The sequence below is a fragment of the Vibrio sp. M260118 genome (assembly GCF_036533755.1).
Taxonomy (GTDB): Bacteria; Pseudomonadota; Gammaproteobacteria; order Enterobacterales; family Vibrionaceae; genus Vibrio.
The window spans coordinates 1-16,796 of sequence record NZ_JATABG010000033.1 but is presented as its reverse complement, the minus strand read 5'-3'; the positions used below and the strand labels follow the sequence as shown (position 1 = coordinate 16,796).

Genomic DNA, 16,796 nt, shown 5'->3' with positions numbered 1-16,796 from the left:
GCCGAAACGCTTAAAAAGCCTCCGCGGAGATTTATCTATCCTCTTTATAGACAAACGCCCCAAGCCTAATCGGCCTAGGGCGGTAAAAATATCAAAGACCCGATACCCCGTTAATCGCTACGCGGCTCCTCTTAAGTGAACTACGTTGCCTATATTGAGGGGCTTTTTGTTGCCTGAAAAGAAAAATTGTACCAAGCTAGGAGCACCAATCGACAAGGGAAAGTGAGTCAACGTGAAGAAAGCACTCTTGCTGCTTACCATACTTGTGGTCAGTGCCATCACTCTATCTACGCTAGCTGTATACGTACTGCTGCAAACCAGCTATGCCCCTAAAGCCGTTTCGGCACTCGTTGAAAAACTCACACCCTATCAATTAAAATTGGCGCAAGTACACTACCAACCGCCGCTGCAAATATCACTTACCGATGCAGAGCTCGTTGATGGTGATAAGCACATCCCACTAGCAAAACTGACGTTTTGGTTGAGCCAGGTTCCTTGGCAAAATGGGAAAATCGCCTTTGATTCAATACTGATTGAACAGGCAAGTATTGAACTGGAACAGCTAACGCCAACACTGTTCGATAATATCACCCTCCACCAACTCGCCTTAAAACATGTTGATATCAATGCTGGTAATTGGTCTGCGCGCGAAGTGAACATGCAGGTGGAAAACCCGCTGTGGCAAACAGATTCACAGACCTTACCTTATGGTGATATTCAACTTTCTGCTGAGCAGCTCTATGTTCGTGGAGAAGCGCTCGATAAGCTACTCGTCGATATGCGCTATCAGCCATCCGATAGCACCATTTTTGGTAGCTCTTTTGATTGGCGCGGGGCAAAGATTTCCGGTCAAGCAGAGCAGTACCCGCAAGGTTGGTCATTAATCAATGTCACCATCGACCAACTCGCTCTCGCGGAATCGAGTCAGATAGAACAACTTACCACCACGCTAGAGCAGCTAAACTTACCTATTTACCACATCAACAGCTTAGATATTCTCGGCAGCTCGTTTAACTATGGTCAGTGGCGGTTTGAACAGTTAGATGCGTCGATTGAAGACCTCTATCTCGAGCAATCGGTCTGGAATCAACAGTCTGGTTATGCCTCTTTTAATGCGGAAAGCATCCGTAATCCACATCTCGAGCTGTTTTCACCGCGAGCAAAACTGGGATTAAATAAAGATGGCATCAGGCTGGATGAATTTGATACTGACTTCAAGCAGGGACGAGTTCAAATGCAAGGTCAGTTTTCTCCACAAACCGTTCACCTTGAGAAGCTAAAACTGAGTAGCATTAAATGGTTGGAGCAAACAGAGCAGATTATTCCAAGCCTTACAACACTCAGCTCTTCACTGAAAAAACTCACTATCGAACAGCTTGAAGTGGAAAATACTCAGCTAATCCAAATCGAAAAACAACCCTATTGGCAGGTGTCAGGGCTAAATGTTGAAGGGTCTCAATTAACGCTGATCGACAAAGATAAATTTGGCTTACTCGACGGCAGTATTGAAGTCAGTGCCAACGCGGCCAACTTAGACAAATTGCTCTCGACTCAAGCGCACCTGATCGCTCATACCAAAGATGGCCAGTTTAATTTAGACCGCGCTTTTATCCCATTAGAGCAAGGCTATATTGAAGCTAGCGGCACATGGCAAAGAGAGTCGTTGAGCGCGCCATGGCAACTAACACTCCATGCTGATGGCTTACCGTTAGCACACTATCTATTAGATCAATATCTTCCGTTCTCACTGTCAGGGTTGGCAGAGGTGGATTTGGAACTAAGTGGCCTATCTGGTGACTACTCTATGCTCGCTCATAGCCTATCAGGGCGAGTAACCACTCACTTACATCAAACCGATATAGTGGCAAACAGTATCGATGGAGCGAAAGAGTATCAGCAAGAGTTAAAGCTTGGAGAGATAGCGCTACGAGCAGACCGAGGTAGAGTTACGATAAACAGTTCAAACACAGAGACACAAGTTGCTGGCGAAATGGATCTGACCAAGCCTCAATTTGCCACTCTACTACTTAAATCAGAGCAAGAGTGTAGCGAGCTGTGGTCAGATATTCTAAACCGCGCCAATGTTATTAAGCAGACCTGTGACGCGCCTGCATCAGCGCAAACACCAAGCGATCACTCGCCTGAAGGTTCCTCGACTCCCAACACCGATTTATAGTCAGGGATCAGCATGTAGGTACCGATAAATTCTACCGCCGCTTGGTCGCCACTATGGATGGTGACATGGATGACAATACGCGCTTTACGGCCTGAGGCTAAACGGTCTAAATCTCCGCTGATACCATCTAAAGATGTGGAAGCAACCGGGTTTTGCGTAACCGGATGACGGTAGCGGATCTGACTATCGGCAAGCACGATATCACCACTTAACCCACGCTCTTTCATCAACAGCCAAGTCATACCCCAGCCAGTTAACGTTGCCAAGGTAAACGCAGAGCCAGCGAACATGGTGTTGTGTGGGTTTAAGTTAGGGTTTAGCTGCGCACCACATTCAAACTGATAACCCGTGTATTGGTTTATCTTGATGCCCATTTTGTCACTGATGGGAATCTGGTGCTCCCAGCGTTCTTGTAACTCGGTACACCATTCAGGTTTACGTAGTACGTTAGCCATAGGGTCAAGGTGTTTGACCATCTGCTGGTGCCTAACCGGACCGCGCTCATCGGTAAGTTCACCGCGACGTTCAAAACCATTCTTCTCATAGAATGAGATCGCATCCTCGCGAGCATTACACACTAAACGTTTTGCCCCTTCCTGACGTGCTAATGACTCAAGCGCAACCAGAACTAAAGAACCCATACCTTTGCTGCGTCGAGAGCCTTTTACCGCCATATAGCGAATTTGACCTTCACTATCAGGGGTAATGTAAAGTCGACCAATCGCCATCGGTCTACCGCGACCATCGACTATCATGCGGTGATAGCTCATCGGATCGTATTCATCACGTTCGGAACCAATCGGCATTCGCCAAGGCTCACGTAGCATCTGCCAACGAAAGTGGTAGTACTTGTTGAGTTGGTTATCTGTTTTTGGCGTGATCAGCTTAAACATAAAAATCCTTTTTATAGAGACAAGCTTGTCTCACTACTAACCTTGTCATTATACCTGCAACCAGAAAGTAACAGGGCCATCATTGACCAATGATACTTTCATATCCGCCGCAAAGCGTCCGCGCTCTGTCGGCAATACTTCTGCGCAGCGATCAGCAAAGTAATCGTACAAGCGTTCCGCGTCCGCAGGATGAGCACCGCGTGAGAACCCTGCTCGCGTGCCCTTTTTGGTGTCCGCAGGTAGAGTGAACTGGGAAACCACCAGCACTTTACCGTCAACTTGTTTGACGTTGAGGTTCATCTTGTCCTCTTCGTCACCAAACACGCGGTAAGTCGTAACACGTTCCATCAGGCGCTTAGCTTTCGCTTCATCATCGTCTTTTTCTACACCCAATAACACAAGTAGACCTTTGTCGATCTCTCCAACCACTTCACCATCTACACGTACGGCTGCTTCACTCACTCTCTGGATCAGTGCTATCACTCTGTTTTCCTATCTGTTGGGTACTATTTGGTTTGCGTGATTTTACCATTTCTGGCAACTCACTCCACTGCTCTCGTTCACCAAGCGAAGCCGTCACCTCTGCGCCGAATAATACAATCAACCAACACAAATACACCCAGACAAATAGAATGGGAATGGCGGCCAATGCACCGTATATCAGTTGATAAGATGGGAACTGAGTGATGTAAGCGGCAAAGCCTTTTTTGCTCGCCTCAAACAGCAACGCAGCGACGATAGCCCCCACCACAGCATGTGAGAATTTCACTTTTTTATTCGGTACTAGCAGATATAAGCCAACAAACGCGAAGAACGACAGCAAAAAAGGCAACCAGCGTAACAATTGGTTGTAAGCGCCTGATATCGCTTCACTTTCAAGTATTTTAAGCGAAGTTACATAGGAAGTTGCCGCAATACTTGCCCCAACCAAAATGGGTCCTAGGGTCAGTACCATCCAATACATGGAGAAAGAGAACACGGCGCGACGTTTATCTGTCACGCGCCAGATGTAGTTAAGGTTCTTGTCGATATTCGAGATCAGCATTAAAGCTGCAACAAACAAAAACGCACCACCGACCGCACTCATTTTGCCAGTATTAGCAACAAACTCTAACAGAGCACTCTTTACTGCATCGCCTGCCGCTGGCACAAAGTGGGTAATGACAAAATCTTGTAGCGCCGTGCCTGCGTTTTCAAAAATGGCAAAAGAGGAGAGAACCGACAGTAACACCGTCAACATCGGCACAATAGATAGCAAAGTGATGTAGGCAAGATAACCTGCATTCACATTAACTCGGTCATGAACCATTCGAGTGAGCAGGTAGCGTGTGAATAGCCCTACTTCCTTGATCATTGGCTCGATTTTCAACTTGTAACTCCCTACTATCTCGTTCATCCTAAACATTATAACTCTAAAGGAAAGGAAACCATCATGCCGTACTTACTGGTAATTGTATTGTCGATTTTTACCTTGACGGGGTGTCAATCCGCCTATTACTCGGCAATGGAACAAGTAGGCTACCATAAACGCGACATCATGGTGGATCGGGTTGAAGATGCTAAGCAGTCACAACAAGACGCACAGCAAGAATTTACCAGTGCTTTAGAGGCTCTTTCTGCATTAACCAACTTCAATGGTGGAGAACTCGAAAGCGTTTACAATCAGATTAATGATAAATACCAAGATAGCGAAAAAGCCGCACAGGATGTCAGCGACCGTATTGCCGCCATCGAAGATGTATCAGGTGCCCTATTTGCCGAGTGGCAAGACGAGCTGGAGCTCTATACCAGTAGCAAACTTAAACGCGCCAGTGAGCAGAAACTTAAAGAGACCCAGCGATCCTACAAGACCATGCTAACGGCAATGAGGCGCGCTGAAGATAAGATGACACCTGTCCTCAATACCTTACGCGACAACACCCTCTACCTAAAACACAACCTAAACGCCAATGCAATCGGCTCTCTACAAGGTGAGTTTATGAGCTTAGAACAAGATATCGAAGTCGCCATCACCGAGATGAAATCAGCGATTGCGGAATCGGATAAGTTTCTGCAAAAGCTTAGCCAGAAGTAGCTAATCCAAGCGAGTATCGCCCCTCGCTAGGGGCGTTCAATCACTGGCCTGCTGCCAAGCAACTCAAAATAAAGTCACAGCGACTCGGCACTTTATCAAACGGAACATCTACCACTTGGTAGCCTAACTCCTGATAAGCCGTCACTAACAATTCATGGATCTCGAGTGCCTGCTCAAACGGGTATGGGCGCACCTCATCTTGCACATAAGTGATCTCATTGGGACGACAGACAAACACCGTAGGGTAATAGCCCTGTGCGGCTTGTTTAAGCTCTTCGCTTGGTGTCAGTCCACTGAGTCGCGAATACGCAATCAAATCGCCACTGGCTCGATCAAGAAATGAGTAACCTTCATCCTGGTTTGCTTGACGCTTTTGTTCATCCATCACTTCTAAACACAGTTTGACGAAGCCGGCCATATCATGCCATGGCAAGATACCATCCTCTAAAGCACTCTGCTCCTCAATCAAACGACGCGAAGACTCAGCATAAGTGTTGTGCCCCATCTCAGCTAATGCATCAATAATGGTGGTTTTCCCTGCTCCCGGGCCACCAGTAATTACTATAGGTTTCATAATCATCATAGGTCTGTTGACCCTAGTCCCTTACCATCAAAAAAAGCCCCAAGTTGGTCACAACTCAGGGCTCTATAAAAACAATTACTAATAAGCGAGATTACTTAGCGCTACGTGCTTCACGCTTACGATCCGATTCCGTTAGGAACTTCTTACGGATACGGATGCTTTCTGGCGTTACTTCTACTAGTTCGTCATCATCGATGAATTCAAGCGCTTGCTCAAGAGTCATTTTGATTGGCGGAGTAAGAACCTGCGCATCATCAGTACCAGAAGCACGAACGTTAGTTAACTGCTTACCTTTCAGTACGTTTACTGTTAGGTCGTTATCGCGGCTGTGAATACCAACAACCATACCTTCGTACACTTCAACACCGTGACCAATGAACATACGACCACGCTCTTGTAGGTTGAATAGTGCGTTAGTTAGCGCTTTACCCATACCGTTAGAAATTAGTACGCCATTGATGCGCTGACCGATTTCACCACCTTTGTGAGGACCGTAATGATCGAACGTATGGTAAAGAAGACCAGAACCAGACGTTAGTGTCATGAACTCAGTTTGGAAACCGATTAGACCACGAGAAGGCATAACGAAGTCCATACGAACACGGCCTTTACCATCTGGAGACATGTCAGTTAGCTCACCCTTACGTAAGCCGATGTTCTCCATGATACCGCCTTGGTGCTCTTCCATCACGTCAATCGTTACTGTTTCAAACGGTTCCATTAGCTGACCATCTTCTTCTTTGATGATTACTTCTGGACGAGAAACCGCTAGCTCGAAGCCTTCACGACGCATGTTTTCGATCAGGATAGATAGGTGAAGTTCACCACGACCTGAAACGCGGAATTTATCTGGATCATCAGTTTGCTCAACGCGCAGTGCAACGTTGTGTACCAGTTCTTTCTCTAGACGCTCTAGGATATTACGTGACGTTACGAACTTACCTTCTTTACCAGCGAATGGTGAAGTGTTTACTTGGAACGTCATCGTTACTGTCGGCTCATCTACAGACAGTGCTGGTAGAGCTTCAACTTGGTTTTGAGCACAGATAGTGTCTGAGATTTTTAGCTCGCCTAGGCCAGTGATTGCAATGATGTCACCAGCGTTCGCTTGATCAACTTCGTGACGCTCAAGACCTAGGTAACCCATTACCGTACCAACTTTACCGTTACGGGTTTTGCCGTCAGCGCCAACCACTGTTACTTGTTGGTTAGGCTTAACGCTACCGCGAGTTACACGAGCAACACCGATAACACCTACGTAAGAGCTGTAGTCTAGCTGAGAAACTTGCATCTGCAGTGGGCCATCAAGGTCAACTTGTGGTGCCGCTACTTCTTTAACGATAGTTTCAAATAATGGTTCCATGTCTTCGCCAGTTTCGCCCTCTTCTAGAGAAGCCCAACCGTTAAGTGCAGAAGCGTAAACCACTTTAAAGTCTAGCTGTTCGTCAGTCGCACCTAGGTTATCGAATAGGTCGAATACTTGGTCCATAACCCAATCAGGACGCGCACCTGGGCGGTCAATCTTGTTGATAACGACGATTGGCTTAAGACCGTGAGCAAATGCTTTTTGTGTTACAAAGCGAGTTTGTGGCATTGGGCCGTCAACTGCGTCTACGATAAGTAGTACTGAATCTACCATCGACATGATACGTTCTACTTCACCACCGAAGTCCGCGTGTCCCGGAGTATCTACGATGTTGATGCGGTAGTCATTCCAGTTAATTGCTGTGTTCTTAGCAAGAATGGTAATGCCACGCTCTTTCTCGATGTCGTTCGAGTCCATGACTCGCTCTTCAGCTTCGCCGCGAGACTCTAAAGTACCTGATTGCTGTAGCAGTTTATCAACCAGTGTAGTTTTACCGTGGTCAACGTGCGCGATGATCGCGATATTTCTTAAATTATCAATCTGTGGAGTAGCCATGGATATTGATTCACTTATAAAAGAAGCAACCCTCTAAATCGTAGATTTTATGAGCACTGCCTATTTGATTAAAAAAACGACCGTAATGTACCAGATTCTAGCGAAAAACCCAGAAATATGTGATCTGATTCGCTTCATTTCGGCGATTATTTTATTGATAGAGCGCAAGCGGAACCCGACTAGAGACAAATCCCCATTGACATGAGGGCAAAAACTAGGCTGAATGGATATCGACTTTGTCTTATCTTGGTGCAAAGCAAAACCACTGCACCAACAAAGTGCAAACAAAGATCATTTTGGTGCAATCAGCTGCACCAAGTTAAGCCTAAAATCGCTAATTTCTTGAAATTAATGGATTAATTTTTTTGGCACAGTTTTGGCTTAATGGAAAGTAGCATCGATTAATACAATTGAACAAAGAGATTAATCAATGCTGGATTTCATTAACCGAATCGAGCTAAACCGCTTTAATAACACTGGAGGTTATCCAAGATGTCAGTAGAAAACGTTCTATCTCTTATCCAAGAAAACGAAGTTAAGTTTGTTGACCTACGCTTTACCGATACTAAAGGTAAAGAGCAACACGTATCTATCCCGGCACACCAAGTAGACGCAGACTTCTTCGAAGAAGGTAAAATGTTTGACGGTTCATCAGTTGCTGGCTGGAAAGGCATCAACGAATCAGACATGGTAATGATGCCAGATGCATCATCTGCTGTTCTAGACCCGTTCACTGAAGATGCAACACTAAACGTTCGTTGTGACATCCTTGAGCCTGCAACAATGCAAGGCTACGACCGTGACCCACGCTCAATCGCAAAACGCGCTGAAGATTACCTACGCGCTACAGGTATCGCTGATACTGTACTTGTTGGTCCTGAGCCAGAGTTCTTCCTATTTGACGACGTTAAGTTCGCAACTGACATGTCAGGTTCTTTCTTCAAAATCGACGACGTAGAAGCAGCTTGGAACACAGGTTCTGACTACGAAGGCGGTAACAAAGGTCACCGTCCTGGCGTTAAAGGTGGTTACTTCCCAGTAGCACCAGTGGATTCTTCTCAAGATATCCGTAGCGCAATGTGTCTAATCCTAGAAGAGATGGGCCAAGTTGTAGAAGCACACCACCACGAAGTTGCGACTGCAGGTCAGAACGAAATCGCGACTCGCTTCAACACTCTAACTGCTAAAGCTGATGAAATTCAGGTTTACAAGTACGTTGTACATAACGTTGCTCACGCATTTGGTAAAACAGCGACATTCATGCCTAAGCCACTAGTTGGTGATAACGGTTCTGGTATGCACGTTCACCAATCTCTAGCGAAAGACGGTGTTAACCTATTCGCTGGCGACAAGTACGGCGGCCTATCTGAAATGGCTCTTTACTACATCGGTGGTATCATCAAGCACGCTAAAGCAATCAACGCATTTGCTAACGCATCTACTAACTCGTACAAGCGTCTTGTACCAGGCTTCGAAGCGCCAGTTATGCTTGCTTACTCAGCACGTAACCGTTCTGCTTCTATCCGTATCCCAGTGGTACCAAGCCCTAAAGCACGTCGTATCGAGCTACGCTTTGGTGACCCATCAGCGAACCCATACCTATGTTTCGCAGCAATGCTAATGGCTGGTCTTGACGGTATTAAGAACAAGATCCACCCAGGTGAAGCAATGGATAAAGACCTTTACGACCTTCCAGCAGAAGAAGCAGCTGAAATCCCAACTGTTGCTTACTCTCTAAAAGAAGCTCTAGAGTGTCTAGACGCAGACCGTGAGTTCCTAACAGCTGGCGGCGTATTCTCTGACGACTTCATCGATTCTTACATCGACCTTAAAGCTCAAGACGTAGAGAAAGTAAACATGACTACTCACCCACTAGAGTTTGAATTGTACTACTCTGTATAATCAACTTTAGTTCGCGGTAGCGCGTCAAGTTACATAAAACTAAGGCTCACCTCGCAGGTGGGCCTTTTTCATACCTGTCAGAAAATACTCCCTGCTAATATCGTCCTTGCTAGAGCCTGGAGGACATATGCACTGTTATCATCTAATCATTACTTTTTTGTTGATAATGTCTGTTGCCCAAGCCGAGACTATTTACACTTGGGTAGATGAAAAAGGCGTGGTTCACTTCAGTGATATGCCTCAATCAAACACAAGCACCAAGATTGAGCTGAGCGACTTTAACCTCAACCCTCCAACTCCCAGCGAAGCTGCTATCAAGACAAGCGCACCACCTGATAAGAAATCCACCCCCGCCTTACCGATACAAGTCACTATCACACAGCCAAGCAACGACCAAGTAATCAGAAGCAATAACGGCGCTTTAGTCGTACGAGCAGAACTCAACCGCCAACTTGAGCAAGGAGAACAGCTCCAACTAACAATAAACCAGACTCAACACCAACCGCTAACAACCAATCAGGAATGGCAATTAATGCACCTAGATAGGGGGCGTAACTCGTTTAGCATTCAAGTGGTTAGAGACGGCAAGCTTATTGCATTATCTCAACCTATTACGGTGCATATACTGCGAGTAACCAAAAACTCTGTGAAACGTTAGCCACAATCCTAGTGATATCGTACTTTTCACTTCAGTTCTCACATTCTATGCGCCATACTTGAATTCTCCTTCGCACCACTTTGGTGCATTGCACAATTCAAGATCAAGAATGGGGCACTAAAGTGGATAGCGAACTAAACGACATCATTCTGAACCATCAGGTTACATCGATTCTCATCATGAACGAGGCGCTACAGGTGAAATACGCCAACCCTGCAGCAGAACAGCTTTTCGCTCAGAGTGCCAAACGTATCGTCGACCATCCTCTATCTCATCTAATTCAACACGCTTCAATGGATCTTGCCCTGCTGTCGCAGCCACTTCAGAGTGGACAAAGTATTACTGACAGCGATGTCACCTTTGTCGTCGATGGTAAGCCGCTGATGTTAGAGGTAACCGTAAGCCCTATATCTTGGAACAGAGAACTCATGCTGCTGGTTGAAATGCGAAAAATCGGTCAACAACGCCGCCTGTCGCAAGAGCTCAATCAACACGCGCAACAACAAGCAGCCAAACTACTGGTACGTGGTCTTGCCCACGAAATAAAGAACCCTTTAGGTGGATTAAGAGGCGCGGCGCAACTACTAGAAAGAACACTGCCCGATCCTAACTTGGCCGAATATACCCAAATCATCATCGAACAGGCTGATAGGCTACGCGCTTTGGTTGATCGTCTCCTGGGGCCACAAAAGCCGGGCAAGAAACAGTCAGAGAACCTTCACTTAATACTCGAGAAGATCCGTCAACTTGTTGATTTAGAAGTCAACCAGAGTGTCGCAATTGAACGGGACTATGATCCAAGCCTGCCTGAAATCTTGATGGACTCTGACCAAATTGAACAGGCGCTACTCAATATTGTGAGTAACGCTGGGCACATATTGAAAAACCAAGAAAATGGCCAAATCACCATTCGCACCAGAACGGTGCATCAAGCCAATATCCATGGCCAACGCTGCAAGCTCGCAGCGCGAATAGAGATTATCGACAACGGACCAGGTATCCCTGCGGATCTACAAGACACCTTATTCTATCCGATGGTAAGCGGCCGAGAAGGTGGCACTGGACTTGGACTTTCAATCGCACAAAACCTGATCGATCAGCATCAAGGCAAGATCGATGTTGAGAGCTGGCCGGGAAGAACAACATTTACAATTTACTTGCCAATTTAAAGATTTTTAAAGCATTGCTGTAAGGAAAACAATATGAGTAAAGGATACGTTTGGGTCGTTGACGACGACAGCTCCATTCGTTGGGTCATGGAAAAGACCCTATCATCAGCCAATATAAAGTGCGAAACCTTTGCCGATGCTGAAAGCGTCCTCATGGCACTAGAGCGTGAAACGCCAGACGTACTGGTGTCAGATATTCGTATGCCTGGTATTGATGGTATTGAACTGCTGAAACAGGTTCATGAGCGCTCTCCAGAACTACCTGTGATCATCATGACGGCGCACTCTGACCTTGATGCAGCAGTCAATGCTTACCAAAAAGGGGCATTTGAGTACCTACCAAAACCATTCGATGTTGACGAGACGCTCACGCTTGTGGAACGGGCAATCACTCACAGCCAAGAGCAAAAGCAGGAGCAAGCCTCTTTATCAAACGACAGCTACACTCCGCCAGAAATCATCGGTGAAGCCCCCGCGATGCAAGAGGTGTTTCGCGCAATTGGACGCCTATCTCGATCGTCAATTTCAGTACTGATCAATGGTGAGTCTGGCACCGGTAAAGAGTTAGTCGCTCATGCTCTGCATAGACATAGCCCAAGAGCGAGCAAGCCGTTTATTGCCCTCAACATGGCGGCAATTCCCAAAGATCTCATTGAGTCAGAGCTGTTTGGTCATGAGAAAGGGGCATTTACAGGCGCGAACAACGTTCGTCAGGGTCGATTCGAACAAGCTAATGGCGGCACTCTATTTCTCGATGAGATCGGTGATATGCCGCTCGATATACAAACTCGCCTACTGCGTGTATTAGCCGATGGTCAGTTTTACCGCGTTGGTGGCCATTCGCCGATTAAAGTTGATGTTCGAATTGTCGCAGCGACTCACCAAAATTTAGAAAAGCTAGTGCATAAAGGCGACTTCCGTGAAGATTTGTTCCACCGCCTAAATGTTATTCGCATTCAAATTCCTTCACTCCGTGAGCGCAAACAAGATATTGAGAAGCTAACACTGCACTTCTTAGCGCTTGCTGCAGATGAACTTGGCGTGGACGTGAAATCCTTGCACCCGACAACGGTCGAGGTTCTCAACCGCCTAGATTGGCCTGGTAACGTTCGTCAGCTTGAAAACATCTGTCGCTGGCTGACAGTGATGGCGAGCGGTACCGAAGTTCTGCCTGCTGACCTGCCGACAGAGCTGTTAGAAGAGAAAGTACACACAGATACCAACTCTTCAGGTTCATGGCAGCAACAGTTGGCAACTTGGGCTAAAAGTTCACTATCTCAAGGTGACACCGAACTGCTCTCATATGCACTACCAGAGTTTGAACGTATCCTTTTGGAAGCAGCCCTTGAGCACACCAATGGTCACAAACAAGATGCAGCGAAAGTGCTAGGTTGGGGACGAAATACTCTTACACGTAAGCTGAAAGAACTATACTGATAGTTAAACATGTGTCACACCTTGGTTTAGGTCGAGGTGATTTAACTAACATCAATTTACTCAGTAGCTTGAATCATAAGGATAAATCGCCTAGTTTTAAACGAATGCACTCGCTCGCATTTCATTAGTTAGTTAAATCCGAGTGCTGTATCAGCAGAAGAACACGGATGTCAGCGACTACACAAATTACTCTTAGAACTGCCGTTGTACTGCCTTTCGTGATGATATTTATCATCACGATTGGTGTAATCGTCGCAGTGCAAAAAAATAACTATGAAGAGATGGTCGTTGATATCAGTGATAAGCAACTCACCGCTCTGACCAACAACGTCAATTTAGAACTGCACAGTTTCTTAGACGAACCCTTTCAAGCCAGTTTGGCCTTGAGTAACTCGATTGGCTTTAATCGACTCTATACACCTGGCGATACATCTGACATCCAAGATTACCTACTCACTTCATTTCGTACTCTGTATAACAACTTCACTCAACTCGATGTGATCGGGTTCGGCGGAGAAAATGCAGAGTATATTGGTTTTCGCAAAGAGCCAAACAAGGGCTTTACTCTTATGGTGCAAGACGATCGCACCCAAAATAAGCTCGTGATCTACCGAGGGCAAAAGATCAGTGAAGATGTTCGTTCGGTGATAGAAGGTTATGACCCACGTATACGTCCTTGGTATGCGCCTGTCGCAGATAGTCTGACGCCGATGTGGTCGTCAATCTACGCCAATGCCGATGAGAGACAAGAGATCACTTTGTCTGCACTCACTCCTGTTTTTTATGACGAAGTTTTCCAAGGTGTTGTAGTTACTGATATTAAGATCGACACATTCAATACCTTCCTCAAAGAGCAACAGAATAAAACCAATGCGATAATTTATATCGTCGATGAGAAGCAGCGTGTTGTCGCTCAATCGACAGGAGGAAGAATCGTTTCATGGGGCACCCCTTACAGTAAGAAAGGCGAGCGCTTACTTGCAACGGAGAGCTCGAACCCAATCATCAAAGCCAATGCGGATCACTTCACTGCACATAACTTTCATCAGCAAGAAGATGTACAAAGATACTCTATAGATATTGAAGGCGAACGCTACTTTAATCATTTTACTCCCTACACTGATCAACATGGCTTGCAGTGGTACATCGGGGTCGCGATATCTGAGAGTAACCTGTTAGGTAAACTGCCGGAAAGCCAAAGAAACAGTTGGATTATCGGTGTTATTGCTAGTTTTATCGGCATAGGTTTAGGTCTGGTTGCCTTCAATCGTATCGTGGCACCGATTACATCTACCGTCGCGGCCGCTAAGCGACTTGCAAAAGGGGACTGGGAAACGAGCATGCCTAAACCGGGCAGCATCTACGAAACAACAATGTTAGTGTATGCCTTTACCGAAATGGCCAACAACCTAAAAGCATCCTTCCGCGCGCTACGATCACAATTGCTCTATGACTCGCTAACCAAGCTATACAGTCGTGAAGGTTTGATTGATACCTGTGACAAGCTACCTTCACTCAATGGCTCGCTGATGCTAGTCGGCATCAACAAGTTTAGGCATATCAACGATAGCCTTGGTCACTATCAAGGAGATCAGCTACTGATCAGCATTTCTAAGCGTCTACAATCTGTTTTCACAGGCGAGCACTATCTAGCCCGAATTGGTGGTGATGAATTTGCTATCTATTTCCCCAATCCAGAATCTGCAGAGACGACACAACAGCTCGCTAGTCGAGTATTGAAAACCTTCGCAGCACCATTTGTCATTGAACAAGAAAGTGTAGTGGTAAGAGTCTCGATAGGGATTGTTGATAGCGGCCAAGACAACAACATGACGCTATGGCTACGAAACGGCAGTATCGCACTTAGTAATGCTAAGCAAGAGGCGACATCAATCAGCCACTATCGACCAGAAATGGCCGATATTTCGAGAAATCGAACTCTGATGCAAGCCAAGATTAAAGATGCGATCGAACACAATGAGTTCGTGCCTTTCTATCAACCGCTTGTGGATCTTAAAACCGGAGAGGTAGTTGGTGCAGAAGCCCTTGCGCGCTGGTTATCTCCCTCTTCTGGCCTTATCTCACCAATGGACTTTATTCCGATTGCTGAAGAGAGTGGGCTAATTGGGGCAATTGGTGAGCAAATTCTTCTTCAAGCATGTAATGACGCAGTGCATGGTATTGAGCAAGGTAAATGGAGCTCATCCTTCCATATGCACGTCAACCTATCGGTGAATCAGCTTTCTCAGCCAAACTTTATTGCGACCCTGCAAAGGATTCTAAACGAATCAACCTTAAACCCAAGCAACCTCACATTGGAGATCACCGAGTCTAGAATCGTTGACAATGACCCAGTCACCATTCAAAACATGCAAGCGATTAGGGATCTTGGCGTCCATATAGCGATTGATGATTTTGGAACAGGCTATAGTTCGTTAGCTTACTTGCATAAACTTCCATTTAATTGCCTCAAGATAGATCGAACCTTCGTTGACAAGCTAGTGGAAGAAGAACTCGATACATCGATTGTCGCTGCGATCGTGAATATGACAAGTGGAATGAAAGTGTCGCTCATTGCAGAGGGAATCGAAACGGATGACCAAGCGAAGATGCTATCTAAGCTCAACTGCCCGCTTGGTCAAGGGTTCCTGTATAGCCGACCCGTCCCATTTGAAGAGTGGCCATCAAATTTAGTTAGTAAGAGCTAAATTTTCCCTATTCGAGATCTGCTCCTAGACTTATTACATAAGTTCACTCAAGGAACACTGCTTGAAACTATTCATATCTCTACTTGTGTGCATTAGCGCAACCCTATCAACCGCTAGTACGCTTGCCTGCGAGCTAAAAATGGGCTTCAGAACGACTGAGCGCTTACCTCTAATTGGCAAAGATCCTATTAATGATGGCCTCTACTATGAGCTGTACAGCGAAACTGCGCAGAAAATTGGTTGTCAGCTCACCGTAATTCGGAGCCCGAAGAAGCGCTTATTGAAAATGTTAGAGAGGGGACAGATCGACTTCTACCCAGGCTTTACTTTCAACTTAGAAAGGGCTGACTACGTCCACTTCATCGAGAGTGGTCTACCTGGTGGGCAAATCGGTATCTCGCGTTTTGATGTCTCACCAATAACGAGCTTAGAACAGTTATCAGGTCTTACCTTGGTCCAATCTTTAGGTGCACCAGATTTCGCGGCAGGGGTAGCAGGGATAACCTACTATACAAAAGCCGAACTATCGATCCCTGATGCCATTAAGCTGATTAGGAAGAAACGAGCAGACTTCTATATCTACCCCAGAGGCACGCTCATGTACTATTTACGCCTTAACAATACAGATGATATTCAAGTCCACCCAGATTGCTGTGGCGGCGTTGAGCCATTGTACTTAGGCTTTTCAATACGCTCGAAACATATTGAGCAGCAATCCAACCCTAACTTTGACCCGAATAGTTCGTTAAGTGCCGACAACTGGCCGACCTCTCCAACCCCAGATTCAATTGCCTATCGTTTTCAGCAACAACTCAAAGCAATGAAGGAGAGTGGGGAGACCATGATTCTGTACAAACAATATTACTAGCGACCTGTTCATACAAACAAGAGTTATTAGAGCAGATAGCAAAAAGCCCGTTGCGTTAGCAACGGGCTTTTCAAATAGTGGCGGAGAGATAGGGATTTGAACCCTAGATACGCTATTAACGTATGCCGGTTTTCAAGACCGGTGCTTTCAACCACTCAGCCATCTCTCCACAAATTATTCTAATTAAAGTCTTATATAAATTTGCTTTAATTAGGAAATTGTCGCTGTAGGAAGTAGATTTTTATCTGAGAAGCGCAGTGTGTAAGCACACATGAGCATCGAAGAATAAAAAGCTACAAAGTACAGTAGACAATTTGCAATTAAAGCCTGGCGATGTCCTACTCTCACATGGGGAAGCCCCACACTACCATCGGCGCTAATTCGTTTCACTTCTGAGTTCGGCATGG

The 16,796-nt window shown here is 45.9% G+C and carries 13 protein-coding genes, 1 tRNA gene, 1 rRNA gene and 1 pseudogene; 9 read left to right on the top strand and 7 right to left on the bottom strand.

What is annotated here, in order from left to right; genetic code table 11:
• Together QTO00_RS04050 and QTO00_RS04045 are read left to right on the top strand one after the other, a co-directional pair.
• Positions 1 to 139: pseudogene (locus QTO00_RS04050) on the top strand (IS4 family transposase); the annotation flags it as partial.
• A gap of 93 nt (positions 140 to 232) precedes the next feature.
• Positions 233 to 2,176, top strand: coding sequence for an AsmA family protein (locus QTO00_RS04045; protein ID WP_331423122.1), 1,944 nt, complete (start codon positions 233 to 235; stop codon positions 2,174 to 2,176).
• Here QTO00_RS04045 and QTO00_RS04040 read toward each other — a convergent pair.
• From QTO00_RS04040 to QTO00_RS04030, 3 genes are read right to left on the bottom strand one after another with little or no spacing between them, the layout of a single operon-like run.
• On the bottom strand, positions 2,134 to 3,069 hold the full coding sequence (locus QTO00_RS04040) for a bifunctional GNAT family N-acetyltransferase/hotdog fold thioesterase (protein WP_331423121.1): 936 nt from the start codon (positions 3,067 to 3,069) through the stop codon (positions 2,134 to 2,136). The two genes, QTO00_RS04045 and QTO00_RS04040, sit on opposite strands and share 43 nt — an antisense overlap.
• A gap of 48 nt (positions 3,070 to 3,117) precedes the next feature.
• Positions 3,118 to 3,552, bottom strand: coding sequence for a D-aminoacyl-tRNA deacylase (gene dtd, locus QTO00_RS04035; RefSeq protein ID WP_038210234.1), 435 nt, complete (start codon positions 3,550 to 3,552; stop codon positions 3,118 to 3,120).
• Entirely contained in the window at positions 3,524 to 4,465 is a 942-nt protein-coding gene (locus QTO00_RS04030; RefSeq protein ID WP_331423124.1) for a virulence factor BrkB family protein, read from the bottom strand. The genes dtd and QTO00_RS04030 overlap by 29 nt, the downstream gene beginning before the upstream one ends.
• 36 nt (positions 4,466 to 4,501) lie before the next feature.
• Between QTO00_RS04030 and QTO00_RS04025 the strand changes: the two genes are divergently transcribed.
• Positions 4,502 to 5,143 carry a DUF2959 domain-containing protein gene (locus tag QTO00_RS04025; RefSeq protein ID WP_331423120.1) on the top strand — a complete coding sequence of 214 codons (642 nt, stop codon included), beginning with the start codon at positions 4,502 to 4,504 and terminating at the stop codon, positions 5,141 to 5,143.
• 40 nt (positions 5,144 to 5,183) lie between these two features.
• On the opposite strand, the gene QTO00_RS04020 is transcribed toward QTO00_RS04025, so the two are convergent.
• Positions 5,184 to 5,717, bottom strand: a complete 534-nt coding sequence (locus QTO00_RS04020) for an AAA family ATPase (protein WP_331423119.1) — start codon at positions 5,715 to 5,717, stop codon at positions 5,184 to 5,186.
• Positions 5,718 to 5,817: 100 nt separating this feature from the next.
• Positions 5,818 to 7,647: a translational GTPase TypA gene (gene typA, locus QTO00_RS04015; RefSeq protein ID WP_331423118.1), complete on the bottom strand. Its 1,830-nt coding sequence runs from the start codon at positions 7,645 to 7,647 to the stop codon at positions 5,818 to 5,820.
• A gap of 492 nt (positions 7,648 to 8,139) precedes the next feature.
• Here typA and glnA point away from each other — a divergent pair, with 492 nt between their 5' ends.
• The 6 genes from glnA to QTO00_RS03985 all read left to right on the top strand — a co-directional run bounded on the left by glnA (position 8,140) and on the right by QTO00_RS03985 (position 16,389).
• Complete coding sequence (glnA, locus tag QTO00_RS04010; protein ID WP_331423117.1) at positions 8,140 to 9,549, top strand: glutamate--ammonia ligase; 1,410 nt, start codon at positions 8,140 to 8,142, stop codon at positions 9,547 to 9,549.
• Between the two features lie 127 nt (positions 9,550 to 9,676).
• Positions 9,677 to 10,207, top strand: coding sequence for a DUF4124 domain-containing protein (locus QTO00_RS04005; RefSeq protein WP_331423115.1), 531 nt, complete (start codon positions 9,677 to 9,679; stop codon positions 10,205 to 10,207).
• A 122-nt stretch (positions 10,208 to 10,329) separates the two neighbouring features.
• Positions 10,330 to 11,376, top strand: coding sequence for a nitrogen regulation protein NR(II) (gene glnL / locus QTO00_RS04000; RefSeq protein ID WP_331423113.1), 1,047 nt, complete (start codon positions 10,330 to 10,332; stop codon positions 11,374 to 11,376).
• A 33-nt stretch (positions 11,377 to 11,409) separates the two neighbouring features.
• Positions 11,410 to 12,813, top strand: a complete 1,404-nt coding sequence (gene glnG / locus QTO00_RS03995; RefSeq protein ID WP_331423111.1) for a nitrogen regulation protein NR(I) — start codon at positions 11,410 to 11,412, stop codon at positions 12,811 to 12,813.
• Positions 12,814 to 12,980: 167 nt separating this feature from the next.
• Complete coding sequence (locus tag QTO00_RS03990) at positions 12,981 to 15,521, top strand: EAL domain-containing protein (protein ID WP_331423109.1); 2,541 nt, start codon at positions 12,981 to 12,983, stop codon at positions 15,519 to 15,521.
• A gap of 61 nt (positions 15,522 to 15,582) precedes the next feature.
• Positions 15,583 to 16,389 (top strand): substrate-binding periplasmic protein, encoded by an 807-nt coding sequence (locus QTO00_RS03985; protein ID WP_331423107.1) that lies wholly within the window; start codon positions 15,583 to 15,585, stop codon positions 16,387 to 16,389.
• A 78-nt stretch (positions 16,390 to 16,467) separates the two neighbouring features.
• Here the strand turns inward: QTO00_RS03985 and QTO00_RS03980 are convergent.
• Positions 16,468 to 16,558: transfer RNA gene (locus QTO00_RS03980), tRNA-Ser, on the bottom strand.
• A 156-nt stretch (positions 16,559 to 16,714) separates the two neighbouring features.
• Positions 16,715 to 16,796: ribosomal RNA gene (gene rrf / locus QTO00_RS20965) — 5S ribosomal RNA — on the bottom strand; the annotation flags it as partial.

Excerpts from the sequence above, each read along its gene's own strand:
- glnG (WP_331423111.1), top strand. The coding sequence starts at position 11,410 with ATGAGTAAAGGATACGTTTGGGTCGTTGACGACGACAGCTCCATTCGT.
- QTO00_RS04030 (WP_331423124.1), bottom strand. The coding sequence starts at position 4,465 with ATGAACGAGATAGTAGGGAGTTACAAGTTGAAAATCGAGCCAATGATC.
- typA (WP_331423118.1), bottom strand. The coding sequence starts at position 7,647 with ATGGCTACTCCACAGATTGATAATTTAAGAAATATCGCGATCATCGCG.
- glnA (WP_331423117.1), top strand. The coding sequence starts at position 8,140 with ATGTCAGTAGAAAACGTTCTATCTCTTATCCAAGAAAACGAAGTTAAG.
- QTO00_RS04040 (WP_331423121.1), bottom strand. The coding sequence starts at position 3,069 with ATGTTTAAGCTGATCACGCCAAAAACAGATAACCAACTCAACAAGTAC.
- QTO00_RS04020 (WP_331423119.1), bottom strand. The coding sequence starts at position 5,717 with ATGAAACCTATAGTAATTACTGGTGGCCCGGGAGCAGGGAAAACCACC.
- QTO00_RS04025 (WP_331423120.1), top strand. The coding sequence starts at position 4,502 with ATGCCGTACTTACTGGTAATTGTATTGTCGATTTTTACCTTGACGGGG.
- QTO00_RS04005 (WP_331423115.1), top strand. The coding sequence starts at position 9,677 with ATGCACTGTTATCATCTAATCATTACTTTTTTGTTGATAATGTCTGTT.
- QTO00_RS03990 (WP_331423109.1), top strand. The coding sequence starts at position 12,981 with ATGTCAGCGACTACACAAATTACTCTTAGAACTGCCGTTGTACTGCCT.